General features: G+C 51.9%; 16 protein-coding genes, 1 rRNA gene and 1 other RNA gene. 1 reads left to right on the top strand and 17 read right to left on the bottom strand.

Annotation, left to right across the window (positions count from 1 at the left end; genetic code table 11):
- The 15 genes from DNH61_RS08210 to rpoE all read right to left on the bottom strand — a co-directional run.
- Positions 1–90, bottom strand: a 16S ribosomal RNA gene (locus DNH61_RS08210); the annotation flags it as partial.
- Between the two features lie 441 nt (positions 91–531).
- Positions 532–786 carry a pro-sigmaK processing inhibitor BofA family protein gene (locus DNH61_RS08205; protein WP_245948037.1) on the bottom strand — a complete coding sequence of 85 codons (255 nt, stop codon included), beginning with the start codon at positions 784–786 and terminating at the stop codon, positions 532–534.
- Positions 787–791: 5 nt separating this feature from the next.
- Entirely contained in the window at positions 792–1,100 is a 309-nt protein-coding gene (locus DNH61_RS08200; protein ID WP_245948028.1) for a DUF2508 family protein, read from the bottom strand.
- A 193-nt stretch (positions 1,101–1,293) separates the two neighbouring features.
- Positions 1,294–1,893: a recombination mediator RecR gene (gene recR, locus DNH61_RS08195; protein WP_111146167.1), complete on the bottom strand. Its 600-nt coding sequence runs from the start codon at positions 1,891–1,893 to the stop codon at positions 1,294–1,296.
- A gap of 15 nt (positions 1,894–1,908) precedes the next feature.
- Positions 1,909–2,220: a YbaB/EbfC family nucleoid-associated protein gene (locus DNH61_RS08190; RefSeq protein ID WP_111146166.1), complete on the bottom strand. Its 312-nt coding sequence runs from the start codon at positions 2,218–2,220 to the stop codon at positions 1,909–1,911.
- Positions 2,221–2,244: 24 nt separating this feature from the next.
- A complete protein-coding gene (gene dnaX, locus DNH61_RS08185; RefSeq protein WP_111146182.1) occupies positions 2,245–4,068 on the bottom strand; it encodes a DNA polymerase III subunit gamma/tau in 1,824 nt (607 codons plus the stop codon).
- A 197-nt stretch (positions 4,069–4,265) separates the two neighbouring features.
- An RNA gene (gene ffs, locus DNH61_RS08180) (signal recognition particle sRNA large type) lies at positions 4,266–4,530 on the bottom strand.
- 65 nt (positions 4,531–4,595) lie between these two features.
- Positions 4,596–5,000, bottom strand: a complete 405-nt coding sequence (locus DNH61_RS08175) for a hypothetical protein (RefSeq protein WP_111146165.1) — start codon at positions 4,998–5,000, stop codon at positions 4,596–4,598.
- A 75-nt stretch (positions 5,001–5,075) separates the two neighbouring features.
- Entirely contained in the window at positions 5,076–5,273 is a 198-nt protein-coding gene (gene rpmE, locus DNH61_RS08170) for a 50S ribosomal protein L31 (RefSeq protein ID WP_111146164.1), read from the bottom strand.
- Between the two features lie 142 nt (positions 5,274–5,415).
- Positions 5,416–6,666 carry a radical SAM family protein gene (locus DNH61_RS08165; protein ID WP_111146163.1) on the bottom strand — a complete coding sequence of 417 codons (1,251 nt, stop codon included), beginning with the start codon at positions 6,664–6,666 and terminating at the stop codon, positions 5,416–5,418.
- 37 nt (positions 6,667–6,703) lie between these two features.
- Complete coding sequence (rho, locus tag DNH61_RS08160) at positions 6,704–8,035, bottom strand: transcription termination factor Rho (RefSeq protein ID WP_111146162.1); 1,332 nt, start codon at positions 8,033–8,035, stop codon at positions 6,704–6,706.
- Between the two features lie 143 nt (positions 8,036–8,178).
- A complete protein-coding gene (locus DNH61_RS08155) occupies positions 8,179–9,429 on the bottom strand; it encodes a UDP-N-acetylglucosamine 1-carboxyvinyltransferase (protein WP_111146161.1) in 1,251 nt (416 codons plus the stop codon).
- A gap of 424 nt (positions 9,430–9,853) precedes the next feature.
- Positions 9,854–10,252: a response regulator gene (locus DNH61_RS08150; protein WP_111146160.1), complete on the bottom strand. Its 399-nt coding sequence runs from the start codon at positions 10,250–10,252 to the stop codon at positions 9,854–9,856.
- A gap of 133 nt (positions 10,253–10,385) precedes the next feature.
- Complete coding sequence (locus DNH61_RS08145) at positions 10,386–11,990, bottom strand: CTP synthase (RefSeq protein WP_111146159.1); 1,605 nt, start codon at positions 11,988–11,990, stop codon at positions 10,386–10,388.
- Between the two features lie 446 nt (positions 11,991–12,436).
- Positions 12,437–13,000, bottom strand: coding sequence for a DNA-directed RNA polymerase subunit delta (gene rpoE / locus DNH61_RS08140; protein WP_111146158.1), 564 nt, complete (start codon positions 12,998–13,000; stop codon positions 12,437–12,439).
- Between the two features lie 373 nt (positions 13,001–13,373).
- On the opposite strand from rpoE, the gene DNH61_RS08135 reads away from it, so the two are divergent.
- Positions 13,374–14,522, top strand: coding sequence for a S8 family peptidase (locus DNH61_RS08135; RefSeq protein ID WP_245948026.1), 1,149 nt, complete (start codon positions 13,374–13,376; stop codon positions 14,520–14,522).
- A gap of 39 nt (positions 14,523–14,561) precedes the next feature.
- On the opposite strand, the gene argS is transcribed toward DNH61_RS08135, so the two are convergent.
- Together argS and DNH61_RS08125 are read right to left on the bottom strand one after the other, a co-directional pair.
- Entirely contained in the window at positions 14,562–16,238 is a 1,677-nt protein-coding gene (argS, locus tag DNH61_RS08130) for an arginine--tRNA ligase (protein WP_111146156.1), read from the bottom strand.
- Between the two features lie 5 nt (positions 16,239–16,243).
- Positions 16,244–16,681, bottom strand: a complete 438-nt coding sequence (locus DNH61_RS08125; RefSeq protein ID WP_111146155.1) for a YwiB family protein — start codon at positions 16,679–16,681, stop codon at positions 16,244–16,246.
- Between the last annotated feature and the right edge of the window lie 6 nt (positions 16,682–16,687).

Below are 16,687 nucleotides of genomic sequence, written 5' to 3'. Positions count from 1 at the left end.
GGTGCAAGCACCTTTAAAGATCCGCTCGACTTGCATGTATTAGGCACGCCGCCAGCGTTCGTCCTGAGCCAGGATCAAACTCTCCATTAAAGTAATGAAAGTTGACTTGCTCATTCTGTATTGCTTTTCCATCATCCCATTATGGAATGACAGGGCAGTTCGCTCGTTGTTCAGTTTTCAAAGAACAATCCCGAAGGTTGTATTGTTGAATACCTTCTAATGTGCCGCCCGCCTCTCAGCGGCGACTTTTATAATATATCACATCTGCGCTTCCGTGTGCAAGTACTAATTAATTCCTCTGTATCTCTTGCTCACTTGCCCTCATCAGGCGCGAGATATAATGTATCATATATTCATGAATAAAGTCAACTAGTTAGAAATAAAATCTTCATTCTCTTCTTAAACCATATACACGCTGCAGTTTAGCGTTTCGTACACACCACAAAAAAGCGCCATCGGCGCTTTTTATCAAACAAGCATATTATATAGCAAATAAATAGTCCCTTACAATCTACTTAAGGCGCCGCAGCCTCACAGAACCACCCACTGCAGTCCAATAATCATTAGGACACCTGGAATGCCCAGCGTGACAATAGCAGCAATCGTCACTGCATTCAAAGGAATATGTAAGTCAGCAATCCAGCCAGAATAGTTGAAGGCATAGATAACGAAGGCCGCTGCGGCCAGGTGTAGCACAAACTGTTTGAGTATGCGATGTGAAATCTTATTTCGTATCAGCACAACAGTCAAGGCGAGAACGGAAAACCCAAGAACCAAAGCCCACATGAGCTTCACCCCGCATCAGCCTCCTGTTGGCGAACCTTCCAATCCACTTGTAAGTTCTTTGCATGCCTCAGCAGCATCTCGTACCGCTTCTCGGCCGCTTCAATTGCAAAGATGGCGTAATCAATCTGGTCTTTGCCGGAAGCATATTCAAAATGTCTCCGGGCATTTTCCCAATCACGATGGGCTTCCCGGATTTCTTCCATCAGCTTATTCAACGATATCCTTGCATCTGCTTCTACTGCCCGGTCTGCAGCCGAGTAACTTCTGCCCAATAATCTGAACCAGCCTGATAGCCATGCATTCCACCATGCCACTAAGCTCCACCTCCCTAGGGGATCCATCCGAAGCGCGGTAAACCGCTCCAAATCGTGAACCTCTAATACCATCATATAAACGAGGGGACAAACTTAGAACCTTTTTTTGGTGTACTGCAGCAGCAAAAAAGCCTCCTAATCGGAGGCTTAATCGTACTTCAACAGCTATTTAACAAAAGAATGCAGCAGAGAATCAACTGAGCTCTCTTCTGCCTTCCAGCGCTTTGGACAGTGTCACCTCATCCGCATACTCCAGGTCACCGCCGACAGGCAGGCCGTGGGCAATTCTAGTAACCTTGATCCCGAAAGGCTTGACCAGCCTGGACAGATACATGGAAGTCGCTTCGCCCTCAATATTCGGGTTGGTGGCAAGTATAAGCTCCTGCACCCGCTCATCCTCAAGCCTTCTTAGCAGCTCCGCAATGCGGATTTCTTCAGGGCCAATACCTTCCATAGGAGAAATGGCCCCCTGAAGGACATGATAAAGACCGTCAAACTCCTTGGTCCGTTCCATGGCAATGAGGTCCTTCGCTTCCTGTACGACACAGATAACTGACTGGTCTCTCGACTTGTCCTGACAAATCCGGCAGGGATCTACATCGGTAATATTGCAGCACACCGAGCAGTAATGCAGATTACGCTTGACACTCACTAGCGCTTTGGCAAAATCAATAACATCATCCTCCTGCATGCGGAGGACGTGAAAAGCCAGCCGGGCAGCAGTCTTGGGTCCGATACCCGGCAGCCTGGAGAAAGATTCGATCAATTTGGCGATCGGCTCGGGATAATACAAAGGGTTTAGCTCCTTCTAGAAAAGTCCTGGAATTTTCATGCCGCCCGTAAATTTACTCATATCCTTATTGGCAAGTTCGTCCGCTTTCGTAATGGCATCGTTAACAGCTGTCAGAATCAGATCCTGCAACATTTCGATATCGTCCGGATCTACCGCTTCCGGTTTAATCGTCACATTAAGCAGTTTCTTGTGTCCATTTACCTGTACAGATACAACACCGCCGCCTGCAGTTCCTTCGATTGTTTTCTCGGCAAGCTCTTCCTGCGCTTTCATCATTTGTTCCTGCATTTTCTTAACCTGCTTCATCATCTGGTTCATATTGTTCATTGTTATTCTCTCCTTCTTGTCATTTTAACTGCCATCTTGCTGGTTCTTATTATCCACGATTACAACCAGATCCTCGCCGAACATCTGCAGAGCTTCCTCCACCCAAGGCGGTTTCCCCTCGGTGTTCGTCTCTGCATCCTCTTGGCCGAGCTCCAGCATTTCGGCTGCCGCTGCAGGCGCACCTTCAGCTGCCTGCCATTCCTTCTGCATGACGGTTACGAACCGGATTGGCCTGCCGAACAACTCCTGCATGACGCCTTCTATAATCTCCCGGTTCGCCGGCCGCTCGGTTGTTTCCCGGTGCATCGTGTTCTTAAAAGCAATAAGCACCTGATTATCCCATACCGCTACCGGTTCCCCGTCAATCAGCCAGGCATGGACGGAGATCTTGGCATCCTTTACCCGCTGCAGCATCTCTGCCCACTTGGTCAGGATCTGTCTGGTTTCATCCGTCCCCTTCGCAGCGACAAAGGGATCCAGCTTCACCTTGGCGATACCGAGCTGGCTGCCGCCTCCGCTTCGGCTTCCGAAAGACCCGCCTGCATTTCGGCTCCTGGCACTGCCGCCCGATGCCGCCGGAGCTGCATTCGCTGCAGCCGCCAGGCTTCCTGCTCCTGCCTTCAGCAGCTTCTCGAGCTGCTGTTCAAGCGATTCGATCCGCTGACGCAGGCGCACAACCTCCGTACCCTCTGCCGAGGAACCAGCGGCGGATACCACTCCAGCTGTCGCTGATTGCGGCAGTGCACTGTCCCCTGACGAGTTGTCCGGCAGGGTACAGATTTTCAGAAGGGCTACTTCAAACAAAGTCTGGGGCTGCGCGGCATGGCGCATATCATTCTGGTAACGGTTCAGAACATCAATCATTTCGAATAGACGTTCCTTAGGAAAGGCATCCGCCATCGCCTTGAAGCGATCCGGGTCCACAATCCGTTCTGTTCCTGTTGCGCTTCCCGGTACAAGCTTAAGCAGCAGCAGATCCCGGAAATAATAAATCAAATTCTCCATACACTTATCGGCACTCTTGCCCGCCTGCATCAGCCGTTCAATTAATGACATAATGCCGGCGACATCCCTGTCGCGGATGGCCTCCGCTAACTCGGCAAAATGCTCAGCTACCATGCCGCCAGTTACATCTACTGCTTCTTCGAGGGTCACACGCTCACCCGCAAAGGCTGCCACCTGCTCCAGTAAACTGATTGCATCACGCATGCCGCCGTCAGATAAGCGGGCTATATAAGCCAAGGCATCCTCATCTGCAGCAATACTTTCTTCTTCACATATCCGCTTAAGCCTGTCCGTCTGTTCATGCAGGGACACCTGGCGAAAATCAAAACGCTGACAGCGCGAAATAATGGTCGCCGGCAGCTTATGCGGTTCTGTCGTCGCTAATATAAATATAACATGCCCTGGCGGTTCTTCAAGCGTCTTCAGAAGCGCATTGAACGCTTCAGAGGTAAGCATGTGCACTTCATCTATAATATAGACCTTATACCGAACTTCGGTCGGTGCATACCGGACTTTGTCCCGTATATCCCGAATCTCATCAATCCCCCGGTTAGAGGCGGCATCAATCTCTACCACGTCCATGATTGACCCCGCTGTTATACCTGTGCAGGCATCACACTCATTACAAGGCTGGGGTGTTGGACCCTGTTCGCAGTTCACCGCCTTGGCCATAATCTTGGCCGCACTTGTTTTACCGGTCCCTCGAGGACCATTGAACAAGTAGGCGTGCGAGACCCGGTCTTCCCGAATTGCATTCTGCAAGGTCTGAATGACATGCTGCTGGCCGACCATATCCTGGAATGTCTGCGGCCGCCAGGCACGGTATAATGCAATATGGGACACGCTGACCTTTCCTTTCAAAGCCTTCAAGCTCGAAGGCAAACTATGTACTCATTATACACCAATTCAACCTTATAAAAAAACGGATTTCCCGTTACCCGTCTTCAGCCCTTACAACAGGCTAGTCAAAACAAAAAACACCTCCTGCCGCACTTCATGCGTTCAAAAGGTGTGTCTCTTCTATAGATAAAAAGGTTAAACCGTGCACCTGTCTTCGATGTATGCGATCCAAGCGGCACTTCTGATCCACGCTCGGGCCAGGCACCCCTCCGGCACATGGGCTAACCTGCTTATGGCTGCTTCCTTCCGGACCTGACCAGATTCACAGGCGCCCATTGCGGAGGACCCGACCGTCAACACGCTTCACAGACGCCAGCCTTGCATCGCACAACCTCTAACAGGAATTCAACCTCGCTACAGCGGATTGCGAGTTACAGGGCACCGCTACCTCCCCGTCTAGCACGGTAGAACCTAGTATAGCGGATTCTGTCCCATAGCGCAACCCGGGGAAGAACTTGCCGCTTTAGCCATCACTGATTGGTCGTCACTTCAACATCATAACGCGGAAAATTATAATTAAGCAGCTCTTCCGCCTGAGCAGTTATGCGGGCCGCCTCTTCGCGGCTCATGGCATTGTCGAGCTGCAGCGTTACCCTCATCACCGCACCTTCAAAGGACACCCTTGAATGGTTGATGCCCTTAAGCGTGGAGAGCAGCTCACCGACAAACTTCGTATCATCCCGGTAGCTCCAAGCCGTCCCCGTGATCGGCATATTCGGGTTGCTCGACGAGATCCCCATGTAGCCGTCATGCCCGTAGCTTCGAACCCCTCTTGGCTGTCCGGCACAGCCTGCCGTCAGCATCAGTGCAAGGGCAGATATCCATATAAGGCGCCAGCGTTTCCGGCGGAAAATCAGCTTCCAGCGAATGTTCATAAAAAAACCTCCCTTATAACCATAGGATGGCTTGGGGAGGTTCTTGTATTCCGCCAAATAACGGCAGATTCGTTATTAGATACCGTATTTCTTTTTGAATTTGTCGACACGGCCGCCGGCATCCAAGAACTTCTGCTTCCCTGTAAAGAACGGGTGGCAGGCAGAGCAAATCTCGACGCGAAGGTTCGGTTTAATCGAACCGGTCTCGAAGCTGTTGCCGCAAGCACAAGTTGCAGTGGTGACGTGGTAGGTCGGATGAATAGCTTGTTTCATCTCGTTCACCTCTTTCTGCCCTGAGCCAACAGTCGGGCCCAGAGTTTAAATTGACACGTAAGTAGAGTATAGCATGGACATTACAAACTATGCAACTGGAATTTCGGCCTTACGACGAGCAGCTCCTGCCTGTTAATTCGTTTTAACGAACACGTGCCGGCGGCACATGCGTATAAGAGCCGATCACGACATCAGGAAGCTCCTGCTCGAAGATTTCGATCATCTGCTTCATTCCATATATGTCACCTTGCGCTTTGGGGATAAGCTCCAGGTAGCTCTCCGGATCAATGTTCAGATTACGCATCTGGATCAAGCGCAGACCGGTACGCTTCGCAAACTCGATCATCGCTTCCATCTCCTCCTCACGGTCCGTAACGCCTGGGAAGATCAGATAGTTAATGGACGTATAGACACCCTTATCAGATGCATAACGCAGCGATTTCTCAACGTTCCTCAAGGTATATCCGCGCGGCTTATAATAAGCATTATAGTGATCATCAAGAGCACTTATCGTACTTACTCTCATTAAGTCGAGTCCCGCATCCACTATGGCCCGGATATGATCGGTTAACCCGGCATTCGTATTAATATTGATATAGCCCATAGATGTCGTTTCCCGGACCTTACGCATGGCTTCCACAATAATCTTGGCCTGGGTAGACGGTTCCCCTTCGCAGCCTTGCCCAAAGCTGATGATAGACTCGGGCGTTTGGAGATGCTCCAGCATAATCTGGGCAATCTCATCTACTGTCGGCTTGAAGTTCATACGCGTCTGAGGTGCAGGGAACCCGCTGTCATCCGGCTGTTCGGAAATACAGCCAAAGCATCCTGCGTTACAGGAATACGAGACCGGTACCGCTCCTTCCCACCGCTGCAGGAATGTGTTCGAGGCCGTCAGGCATTCATAACCCAGCGCACAATGAGACAGATGCTGATATAAGCGGTTATCCGGATACTTGGCGAGCAGGGAATCAACCTTCAGTTCCAGTTCGCCACGGTCACAGTTAAGCGGGTTCCAACGTTCAGGGTCATCGCTCTTGTGAGCAGCTACATAAAATGTATCGTCCTTCCACACAACGGCAGAATAGCCGAAGAGCGGCAGCTTCTGTTCCTTGTCTGACTTCACATAACCGGGAATGCTAAGCCTTGTGTAGCCTTGCGGAAGCAGGGCCCCAACAGCCTGTACATTTCCGGGCAGAACCTGCATGCTGCCGGTTTCCGGATTAATTCCGACTGGTCTTGTAAAAGGCAGCCCAACCAGGGTCGCCCCATCCGGCAGCGGAATCAGCTCATCGTCCATCAGCTCCACAACCATATCGCCACTGCGGCCGAGTCCGACCCAATCAGGATGGTCGAACACGTTACCTTGTTCGTCGGCATATACGAGATTCATGATGTTTCCTCCATCCTTGCGATCAATAGCACAGCGCTTATGAACGGACCGTCCGCCGGCCTGCTCCAGTTCCGGAAGAGGAGCCCCCGCCAGATGAAGACGAAGGACCCGAGCCTTGAACCCCAGAAGTATCCAGGGAGTCCAGGAACTCAGCATTCGTCTTGCTGTCCCTTAATTTCTTCAGGAAGCTGTCGACAAATTCAGTAGAGTCATTCATGCTCTTCCGTATTGCCCACACTTTGTCCAGCTCCTCCTTGGTCAGCAGCATTTCTTCCCGGCGTGTGCCGGAACGGCGGATGTCAAGCGCTGGGAATATGCGCCGCTCAGCCAGTCTGCGGTCCAGAACAATCTCCATGTTGCCTGTGCCTTTAAATTCTTCATAGATAATGTCATCCATACGCGAACCGGTATCAATCAAGGCTGTCGCCAAAATGGTCAGACTTCCGCCCTCTTCCACGTTTCGTGCCGAGCCGAAGAAGCGCTTCGGTCTGTGGAAGGCTGCCGGGTCAATACCGCCGCTAAGCGTACGGCCGGAAGGAGGGATGACCAGATTATAAGCACGCGCAAGTCGTGTAATGCTGTCAAGCAGGATGACCACATCCTTCTTATGCTCAACAAGACGCAGGGCACGCTCGAGGACCAGCTCGGCTACCTTGATATGATTTTCCGGAAGCTCGTCGAAGGTCGATGCCACTACCTCCCCTTTAACAGACCGCTGCATATCGGTTACTTCCTCCGGACGCTCGTCAATTAACAGCACGAACAGCTCAATATCCGGATGATTGGAAGAAATACTGTTGGCGATTTCTTTCAATAGAAGTGTCTTACCGGCCTTGGGCGGCGCTACAACCAGCCCGCGCTGTCCCAGTCCAACTGGTGCAAGCAAATCCAGGATCCGTGTCGATAAATGCGTCGGGGAAGTTTCAAGTACAAGCTTCTTCTGTGGATATAGAGGGGTTAATGCAGGGAAATGCAGCCTTTCAGCCGCGAATTCAGGACTTTCACCGTTAACCGCATTGACTTGCAGCAATCCGAAATAGCGCTCGTTCTCTTTTGGAGCCCTGCATTTTCCTGAAACAAGGTCACCTGTCCGAAGGTCAAATTTGCGTATTTGCGAGGCTGATATGTAGATATCCTCTGTACTCGGCAAATAGTTGATCGGTCTGAGAAAACCGAATCCTTCCGGCAAAATTTCAAGGACGCCCTGCATAAACATAAGTCCGCTCTGTTCGGCCTGTGCCCGAAGAATAGCAAATATCAGTTCCTTCTTCTTCAATGTTCCGTAATAGGGGATCTGATACTGCTTAGCCAGCTTGTATAAGTCCGTTAGCTTCAATTCTTCCAGATCGGAGATCTGAAGATCTGCCATATTCTCACCCTTTATTCAGTTTTCATCCAGCTTTGCCGAAAAAACGGTTATCTATTCAGTGCACAACTGCTCCTCAATAGATAACCTCCGGTTACAGGATGTTGCATACAGGCCGCAGCCTGTCATTATTTATTATTACGCGATTAATGCTCACGCCAAACATCTGCTCCAAGCCTGCGCAGGTTATCCACCAGATGATCATACCCCCGGTCAATATACTCCACACCAGTAATCTCCGTTACGCCATCTTCAACTGTAAGTCCAGCAACCACAAGAGAAGCCCCGGCACGGAGATCAGCGGCCCGAACCTTGGCTGCGACCAGCTTGCCGCCCTCGATTATAGCCGAGCGCGTCTCTACCCGGATTTTTGCACCCATACGCATTAATTCCGGCACGTGCTTGAAGCGGTTGCTGTAGACATGATCAGTCAGGATGCTGACGCCGCTTGCCTGGGTAAGCAGACTCGTCATCGGTGACTGCATATCAGTGGCAAAGCCAGGATAGACCAGGGCTTTGACATCTACGGCTTCATAATGCGGCTGTCCAATAATTCGAATCGCTTCATCCAGCTCATCTACATGTACACCCATCTCCAGAAGCTTGGCCGTGACTGCCTCAAGATGCTTGGGAATTACATTATCAATCAAGACATCGCCGCGAGTCGCAGCAGCCATCATCATATAAGTAGCTGCCTGAATGCGGTCCGGGATGATGGAATGACGGCAGCCGCTCAGGCTGTCTACCCCTTCAATTCGAATCGTCTCTGTGCCGGCACCCTTAATCTTGGCGCCCATTGCGTTAAGAAGGGTCGCTACGTCTATAATTTCAGGCTCTTTTGCCGCATTTTCAATCACTGTTGAGCCTTTGGCCCGTGACGCCGCCAGCATAATGTTAATCGTGGCGCCAACACTGACGACATCAAGATAAATCTTCGCGCCCCTGAGCTGTTTTGCAGATATATGAATGGAGCCATGGTCGTTTGTCACGACGGCCCCCAAAGCTTCAAATCCCTTTATATGCTGGTCAATCGGCCGGGGTTCAAAATTACAGCCGCCGGGCAGGCCTATCGTGGCTTCGCCAAACCGCCCAAGCAGGGCACCCATCAGATAATAGGATGCACGCAGCATCTTTACTTTGCCATTAGGCATCGGCAAGGAACGAAGATTGGATGGGTCAATAACCATGGAATCACCCTTCCATGTCACTTGACCGCCAAGCTCCTGCAGTATTTCGGAATATACGGCTACATCACTCAAGTGCGGCAAATTATCAAGCACAACTTCACTTTCTGCCAGCAGCGATGCTGGAAGCAGTGCGACTGCACTGTTCTTTGCTCCGCTAATTTGGACCGTACCGCGCAGCGGACGGCCGCCGCGGATCATCAGTTTTTCCATTGTCTCCCCTATATCCTCCCATTCGGAAAAAAGCAAAAAACGCCGGGCTTCGACGATCAGGCAGTGTGCTTGCAATCACGTGCACACTGCCTGATCTTCCGAAGCGGGCGGTTTAAGCACATTGCTCCGGTATTAAGCCTGGTTGCTGCGCCGAATAGGCGGATTTTGCTCCTCAGCCACTTCGTTTATCGCATTCCGGGCAGATCCCAGGTATTCACAAGAATCGCAAACACCGTCACTGCCCGTTCAGCACCTCGCGGTTTGCATACGTGCATGCCGCTAAGAATCTCGGCTATTCAAGCCCGCTCCGCCTTGTCATCCTGAGATATTATACCACACTGGGACGGGATGTGGTAATGACCTTTCTTATGGACGAAAAGGTGCTTGGGGACAACCCCAGAACAAGAAAAAAAACGGGCCCTTATCAGGACCCGATTGCATAACGATTGTTCGACTCGCCGCCACGAAGCTGCATATTCACGGCCATTCTCATTTCGTCGATATCAAATGGCTTCGTGAAGTGCATCAAGGCACCCAGCTCGGTCGCCTCCTTAATCATGTCAAGCTCACCATAGGCCGTCATCATAATGACCTTGATATCGCGGTTAATTGCCTTGACATGCTTCAGGATTTCCAGCCCGTCCATACCCGGTATCTTCATGTCCAGCAGGACAAGGTCCGGTGATTCGCTGCGTACGATCTCCAGAGCCAGCTTCCCGTTGGAAGCTTGAAAGGTTGTATACCCTTCACTGCTGAACACTTCCATAAGCAGAATCCGAATCCCGTTCTGATCGTCAACGATTAATACTTTATTATTATCCAACGAAAAAACCTCCCACACTGAGCACAGCCCAAAAGCCGTTTGGACAACTCATATCCTGATGGGTACATATTCGCGATTGGCATTTATAATCCTGCAACTTTGGAAAAAAAGTCCTTTTCTTAACACCTTTATCTTATTTCTCTGCATATGCCAGTGATGCGCGGACAAAGTCACGGAACAGCGGCTGCGGACGGTTAGGGCGCGATGTGAACTCCGGATGATACTGCACCGCAAGGAACCATGGATGATCTTCCAGCTCCACCATTTCGACAAGGCGGCCATCCGGCGATGTGCCCGTAATGCGCATGCCGTACTGTTCAATCTGTTCACGGTATTCATTGTTGAATTCATACCGGTGCCGATGGCGCTCATACACCAGTCCATCCCCATAAGCGGCAGCTGCTTTGGAGCCTGGTACGATCTTGCAAGGGTACAGGCCAAGACGCATTGTGCCACCGAGATCTTCAATATCCTTCTGTTCCGGAAGCAGGTCAATAACCGGGTACGGCGTGGAAGGATCAATCTCCGAGCTGTTCGCGTCAGCGAGTCCGGCAATGCTGCGGGCATATTCGATAACGGCAACCTGCATACCCAGGCAGATACCGAAGAATGGCACCTTCTGCTCGCGAGCATAGCGGATTGCGTTAATCTTGCCTTCGATTCCCCGGTCGCCAAAGCCGCCCGGCACAAGAATCCCGTTGACGCCCTGGAGCTTGTCTGCCACATTATCGGACGTTACCTCTTCCGCGTTAACCCAGCGGATCTGGACCTCCGAGTCGGCATCAATACCGGCATGTCCAAGCGATTCAACGATACTTAAGTACGCATCATGGAGCGCAACATATTTGCCTACAATGGCAATCTCTGTCGTCTTCTTAAGCGATTTCACCCGTTTAACAAGGCTTTCCCACTCCGTCATATCCGGTGGAGTCGTTGTAAGTTTAAGGTGGTTGACCACAATATCATCAAGCCCCTGCTCACGCAGATTAAGCGGTACTTCATACAGGTTGGATGCATCGCGGCATTCCACTACAGCATCCGCATCCACGTCGCAGAACTGTGCAATCTTGCGCTTCATATCCTCGGCAAGCGGATATTCCGTACGGCATACAATGACATTCGGCTGAATACCGATGCTCCGGAGCTCCTTGACGCTGTGCTGCGTCGGCTTCGTCTTCACTTCGCCTGCGGCTTTAATGTAAGGGATCAGCGTAACATGAACATACATCACATTATCGCGGCCGATATCACTCTTGATCTGACGAATCGCTTCAAGGAAAGGCAGACTTTCAATATCACCCACCGTGCCGCCGATTTCGGTAATGACGACATCCGAACCAGCCTCCTTGCCCGCGCGAAAAACCCGTTCCTTGATTTCATTCGTAATATGCGGGATAACCTGTACCGTACCGCCAAGGTATTCGCCGCGTCTCTCCTTCGTAATAACGGTGGAGTAGATCTTGCCCGTTGTCACGTTGCTGTTTTTGGACAGATTGATATCGATGAAACGCTCATAATGCCCCAGATCAAGATCCGTCTCCGCTCCGTCGTCGGTAACGAACACTTCACCGTGCTGATAAGGACTCATTGTTCCCGGATCCACGTTAATGTAGGGATCGAACTTCTGAATCGTTACCTTCAGTCCCCGATTTTTGAGCAGTCTGCCGAGCGAGGCAGCGGTGATGCCTTTCCCCAGTGATGAAACTACGCCGCCGGTTACGAAAATGTATTTTGTCACGTGATGATACCCTCCAGGCTCCATGGTTAGTATATAGGATAACCCACAAGCAGAATCGGCTATCGCCGTCAGAATTGACGATATTCGCTTCATGATGATGGATTTGGTAAAACAGGACGCATAATGAAAAGCGGGCTGTCGCAAAACCCGCTCGCAGTAAGCGCATTAACTATAACGGCAGACGCTCACATTAGTCATACCATTGGATTAAAAAGAAAGGAGCCAAAAGCCCTTGCAACAAGCATGTAAAAATAAAAAAAGTGACACCCGTAGCCACGGGGCACTTTATCTAATCGCTTCTATTTGTTGAGCAAATCTTAAGCCCATGCAATAGTTTACTCTGTCGCTTGTCCGCTGTCAAGAGAAGGAAGACAGATTAGTAACAGCCAGGGCAGGCGTCTCCCGTCCATCCGAATAGAGTGCCGCCTGCGGCTGCTTGAAGGACCTTACCGGTCGTTGTCGTCATCGGGATCTTCTTCATCGGAATCTTCCGAATCTTCGCTGTCTTCTTCCTCCAGCGTGTCTTCGTCGATATCCTCTTCCTCGATCTCAACTTCCTCGTCCACTTCATTCTCATCCTCGGATTCGGAGAACATATCTTCCCGATCTTCATCAAAGAGGTCGAAGTCCTCTTCATCCGCTGTATAGGTTTCTTCCTCTTCATCCGCATACAGCTCTTCTTCATCATCGTCATCATCGTTAATGATACGAGGACGCTTGGCATTGCTGACTGGATCCTCGGAACGCTCCACTGGATACCAGCGCTTAAGTCCCCACATATTGCTGCCCACGCAAGCGAAGCGGCCGTCAATATTAATCTCCGTATATACTTGAGCGATCACATCGTTGATTTGTTCGGCGGACAAGCCGCGAATTTTGGCGATTTCCATCATTAAATCCCGGTAATACAACGGGGTATTGATCGACTTCAGCACCTCGAAAGCAAGGTCGACCATCGGCATTTCCTGCACCCGTTCGGGATCAAGTTTCAAGTTGATCTCGCTGGCCATAGGACACATCCTCTCACGCAAAATCTTCTGCGGCTTACATATTTCTATCCATTATCAACCTATAGTAAACCCTATTTCCGGTAAAAAAGCAAGCTTCTCTTCTGTCCCTGATTCCAGCCAGCTTGTCCGCTCACAGACATGGGATGAGAGCGGCAGCCCCGCTCCCGCTCCCTGACTGTATCCTGTCCCGACGGACCAACGTTAAGATCGCCCGAAAGCCCAATAATCATTGGACTCCTCTTCATCCTATGTTGACAATAACAAATTGACACGGCAAGCTGCCTATTTCATGTAAAAAAGGCGACTACTCATGCAGCATCGTCCCGGCCTTCATAGTATAGTTCAGCATGTTCCACCGGGAGGGACGCTACACTTGGACATCCACAACCTGATCCGCTGGCTTCACGAAGCGGCCGTTCATGGCCCGAACGACAAAAAACAGCGCAGCATTCTTCGTTTTCAGAATCGGTACGACTATAAACGTTTCTTGCGGGAATGGTCTAAGGAGGTCCCGCGCCACCCAAAGCTGAAGAAAATCCGCGAGATGCGGATCATTCATGCTCTATCATGCCCTATGCCTGCCAGTGAACTCCCTGCCAGATTATCGAACTTGTTCGCGCTGGAGGCCGACCCACGTATTACCGTGCATGCCTCCGTACGCAAGCCGGCTCAAGACCGCGGCATCCCATGGGGAATCCAGCAGATTAAAGCGCCAGCCGCCTGGCGGACCACGACCGGACACCGGGTTAAGATCGGGGTAATTGATACGGGTGTCGATTTTAACCATCCCGATCTCCAGCATTCGCTGGCCAGGGGAATCAACCTGATTACACGCAGTATGCTGCCGCATGATGACAACGGTCACGGTACCCATATCGCCGGCACGATTGCCGCAGCCAACCGGCTTCACGGTATGATTGGCGTAGCCCCGCGGGCCATTGTCCACCCAGTCAAGGCATTTGACTACAACGGAAGCGCTTATGTATCGGATATTATCCTGGGGATAGACTGGTGTGTCCGAAACCGGATGGATTTGATCAATATGAGCTTCGGCATGAAGACCAGGAGCCAGGCTCTTCTGACAGCCGTAACCAATGCCTATAACGCAGGCGTCATCATCGTCGCATCCTCCGGTAACGACGGGAAACGACAGTCTGTCGATTACCCCGCCCGGTTTCCCCAGACAGTCGCCGTGGGCGCTACGACGAGAAACCGCCGGATCGCACCATTCAGCAACCGGGGCGCCAAGATCGACATCTATGCGCCCGGGGACAAGATCATCTCTTCCTGGCTGAATGGCCGGTACAATGAGATGAGCGGAACTTCTATGGCGACTTCCCATGTTGCCGGCGCGATTGCTCTGCTGCTGGCTAAGCATCCGGGTCTGTCTCCTGCCGAGATCAAAGCTATCCTCAAACGCGCCACCCAGCCGATCAGGGGCTCAAAGAATGCAAGAAGCACAAAAGCCCCCCGGGCAGGGGAGCTTGATGTGGTCCGAATGCTGCATGCCGCAGATAAATAGCTGCGGCATGCAGCTTTTTTCTGCAGGCCGGTTATTCGTTTACATACGTTCCGGAGCGGATACCCCGACTAGGCGCAGTACGTTGGCCAGTACCGTTCTCACGGCATCAAGCAGAGCCAGTCTTGCAGCTGTCTGCTCTGTATCCTCTGTGATAACCCGCTCAGCCTTGTAGTAGCTGTGGAACTGGGCAGCCAGCTCATACAGATAGCGGATCAGACGGTGAGGCGCATACTGGGCTGCCGCATCCTCAATCTCCTGCGGCAGTTCACCCAGCTTGCGGATCAGATCGAATTCGGCTTCTGTGGCAAGCTTCGACAAATTTGCCTTGCTGTGATCCACGGCCAGACTCTGCTCCTCCGCCTGCCTGAAGATGCTGCAGATCCGCGCATGGGCATACTGGACATAGAACACAGGGTTCTCATTGGATGTCGAAATCGCCAGATCCATATCAAAGTCGAGATGGGAGTCCATGCTGCGCATGGTGAAGAAGTAGCGGATCGCGTCAACGCCTACCTCCTCCATCAGATCTTCCATCGTCACGGCCTTGCCTGTCCGCTTGGACATCTTGACCTTCTCGCCATTCTGGAAGAGGCTGACCATCTGCGCAATCAGGACCGTCAGCTTCTCGGGATCATTACCGAGCGCCGCCATAGCCGCCTTGACACGAGGGATATAGCCGTGATGGTCTGCGCCCCAAATATTAATCATCCGGTCAAAGCCCCGGCCGTATTTATCCATATGATAGGCAATGTCAGGTGTTAAATAAGTATACGAGCCGTCATTCTTCACCAGCACCCGGTTCTTGTCGTCCCCATACTGCATGGTGGACAGCCAGGTTGCGCCCTCTTCCTCATAGACCATGCCCCGGCCGCGCAGCGCCTCAAGCGCCTGCTCCACCTTCCCGTTCTCATAGAGGGAGGTTTCGCTGAACCATTCATCGAAGGCCACCCGGAATTTACTGAGGTCGCGCTTGATCTTATCCAGCTCACGCTCCAGACCATAGGAGCGGAAGAAGGTAAAGCGCTCCTCCTCTGGCATTGACAGCAGCCTGTCGCCCTCCGCTTCGACAAGCGCCTTCGCGAAGCCGATGATATCTTCTCCGAAGTAGCCGTCCTCCGGCATCTCCGCTTCCTGGCCAAGCTGCTGCTTGTAACGGGCTTCTATGGATTTGGCCAGGTTGGCAACCTGGTTGCCTGCATCATTAATATAGTATTCTCTCGTCACCTTATAGCCGGCAAAGTCCAGGACGTTGCACAGCGCATCCCCAACTGCCGCACCCCTGGCATGACCCAGATGAAGGCTGCCTGTCGGATTCGCGCTGACGAACTCAACCTGCACACGCTGACCGCCGCCAACCTGTACACGTCCATAATTCTCGCCTGCAGCCTGCACTTCTCCAATGACCGGGTAGAGATAGCTCTTGTCGAGCCGGAAGTTAATGAAGCCGGGTCCGGCGATCTCTGCCGATTCAATAGAGGCCGACGATTTGTCGAGATGCTCAATAATCGCTTCGGCAATCTGGCGCGGATTACGCTTGGCCAACTTCGTCAGCTGCATCGCCGCATTTGTTGCAAGATCGCCATGGCTCTTGTCCTTCGGCACCTCAATGACGAATACCGGGAGCTCTTCGCGCTGGGCCAGTCCCGCCGCTACCACCGCATCTGCGATGGTCTCCTTTAGTTGTTGATGGAATTGCTCCAATATGTTGACACTCATTGCCTCTACTCCTCCTGTAAGGTAAGCCTGATTTGAAATTGTCCGGCGTGCTCCCCGCTCAACCAGAGCTGGTAATGCCACTCCATGGCAATGGGCAGCAGAGCTTCCTGGGGCGTAACCACGGTCAGGTAAGTGGTCTCGGTCTCCAGCCGGAACTCAGCCAAGGCTGAGCGGTATATCCCGCCTGTCCGCCTGCCGGCGACAAAGGACTGCTCGCTCTCCACCGCTCCCCGCCGGATCAGCTTCAGCTCCTGGCCATCCCACCGGATCGTCGTTCCCACGGCTGCGCTCTCACCGCCCTGCTGCTCCTGCTCGTCGTAACGTATAAAGATGGATTTCGGTTTGTTGTACAGCAGTCCGGTGTGCCGGGTCATGGAAGGAGCTGCCCCTTCCTGGCTGCTCTCCAGCACAATCCGGACGGGAACCGCACCGCCTGTATGCATGTCATG

This window comes from Paenibacillus sambharensis, assembly GCF_003233845.1.
GTDB lineage: Bacteria > Bacillota > Bacilli > Paenibacillales > Paenibacillaceae > Paenibacillus_I > Paenibacillus_I sambharensis.
Note: the sequence above shows the minus strand (reverse complement) of the source record. Positions and strands in the feature narration are given on the sequence as shown.

What these genes read in the sequence shown, in the direction of transcription:
- DNH61_RS08190 (WP_111146166.1), bottom strand. Translation starts at nt 2,220, where the DNA reads ATGAACAATATGAACCAGATGATGAAGCAGGTTAAGAAAATGCAGGAA.
- rpoE (WP_111146158.1), bottom strand. Translation starts at nt 13,000, where the DNA reads ATGGCCAGCGAGATCAACTTGAAACTTGATCCCGAACGGGTGCAGGAA.
- DNH61_RS08125 (WP_111146155.1), bottom strand. Translation starts at nt 16,681, where the DNA reads ATGCATACAGGCGGTGCGGTTCCCGTCCGGATTGTGCTGGAGAGCAGC.
- DNH61_RS08175 (WP_111146165.1), bottom strand. Translation starts at nt 5,000, where the DNA reads ATGAACATTCGCTGGAAGCTGATTTTCCGCCGGAAACGCTGGCGCCTT.
- DNH61_RS08205 (WP_245948037.1), bottom strand. Translation starts at nt 786, where the DNA reads ATGTGGGCTTTGGTTCTTGGGTTTTCCGTTCTCGCCTTGACTGTTGTG.
- rpmE (WP_111146164.1), bottom strand. Translation starts at nt 5,273, where the DNA reads ATGAAACAAGCTATTCATCCGACCTACCACGTCACCACTGCAACTTGT.
- DNH61_RS08165 (WP_111146163.1), bottom strand. Translation starts at nt 6,666, where the DNA reads ATGAATCTCGTATATGCCGACGAACAAGGTAACGTGTTCGACCATCCT.
- DNH61_RS08155 (WP_111146161.1), bottom strand. Translation starts at nt 9,429, where the DNA reads ATGGAAAAACTGATGATCCGCGGCGGCCGTCCGCTGCGCGGTACGGTC.
- rho (WP_111146162.1), bottom strand. Translation starts at nt 8,035, where the DNA reads ATGGCAGATCTTCAGATCTCCGATCTGGAAGAATTGAAGCTAACGGAC.
- argS (WP_111146156.1), bottom strand. Translation starts at nt 16,238, where the DNA reads ATGAGTGTCAACATATTGGAGCAATTCCATCAACAACTAAAGGAGACC.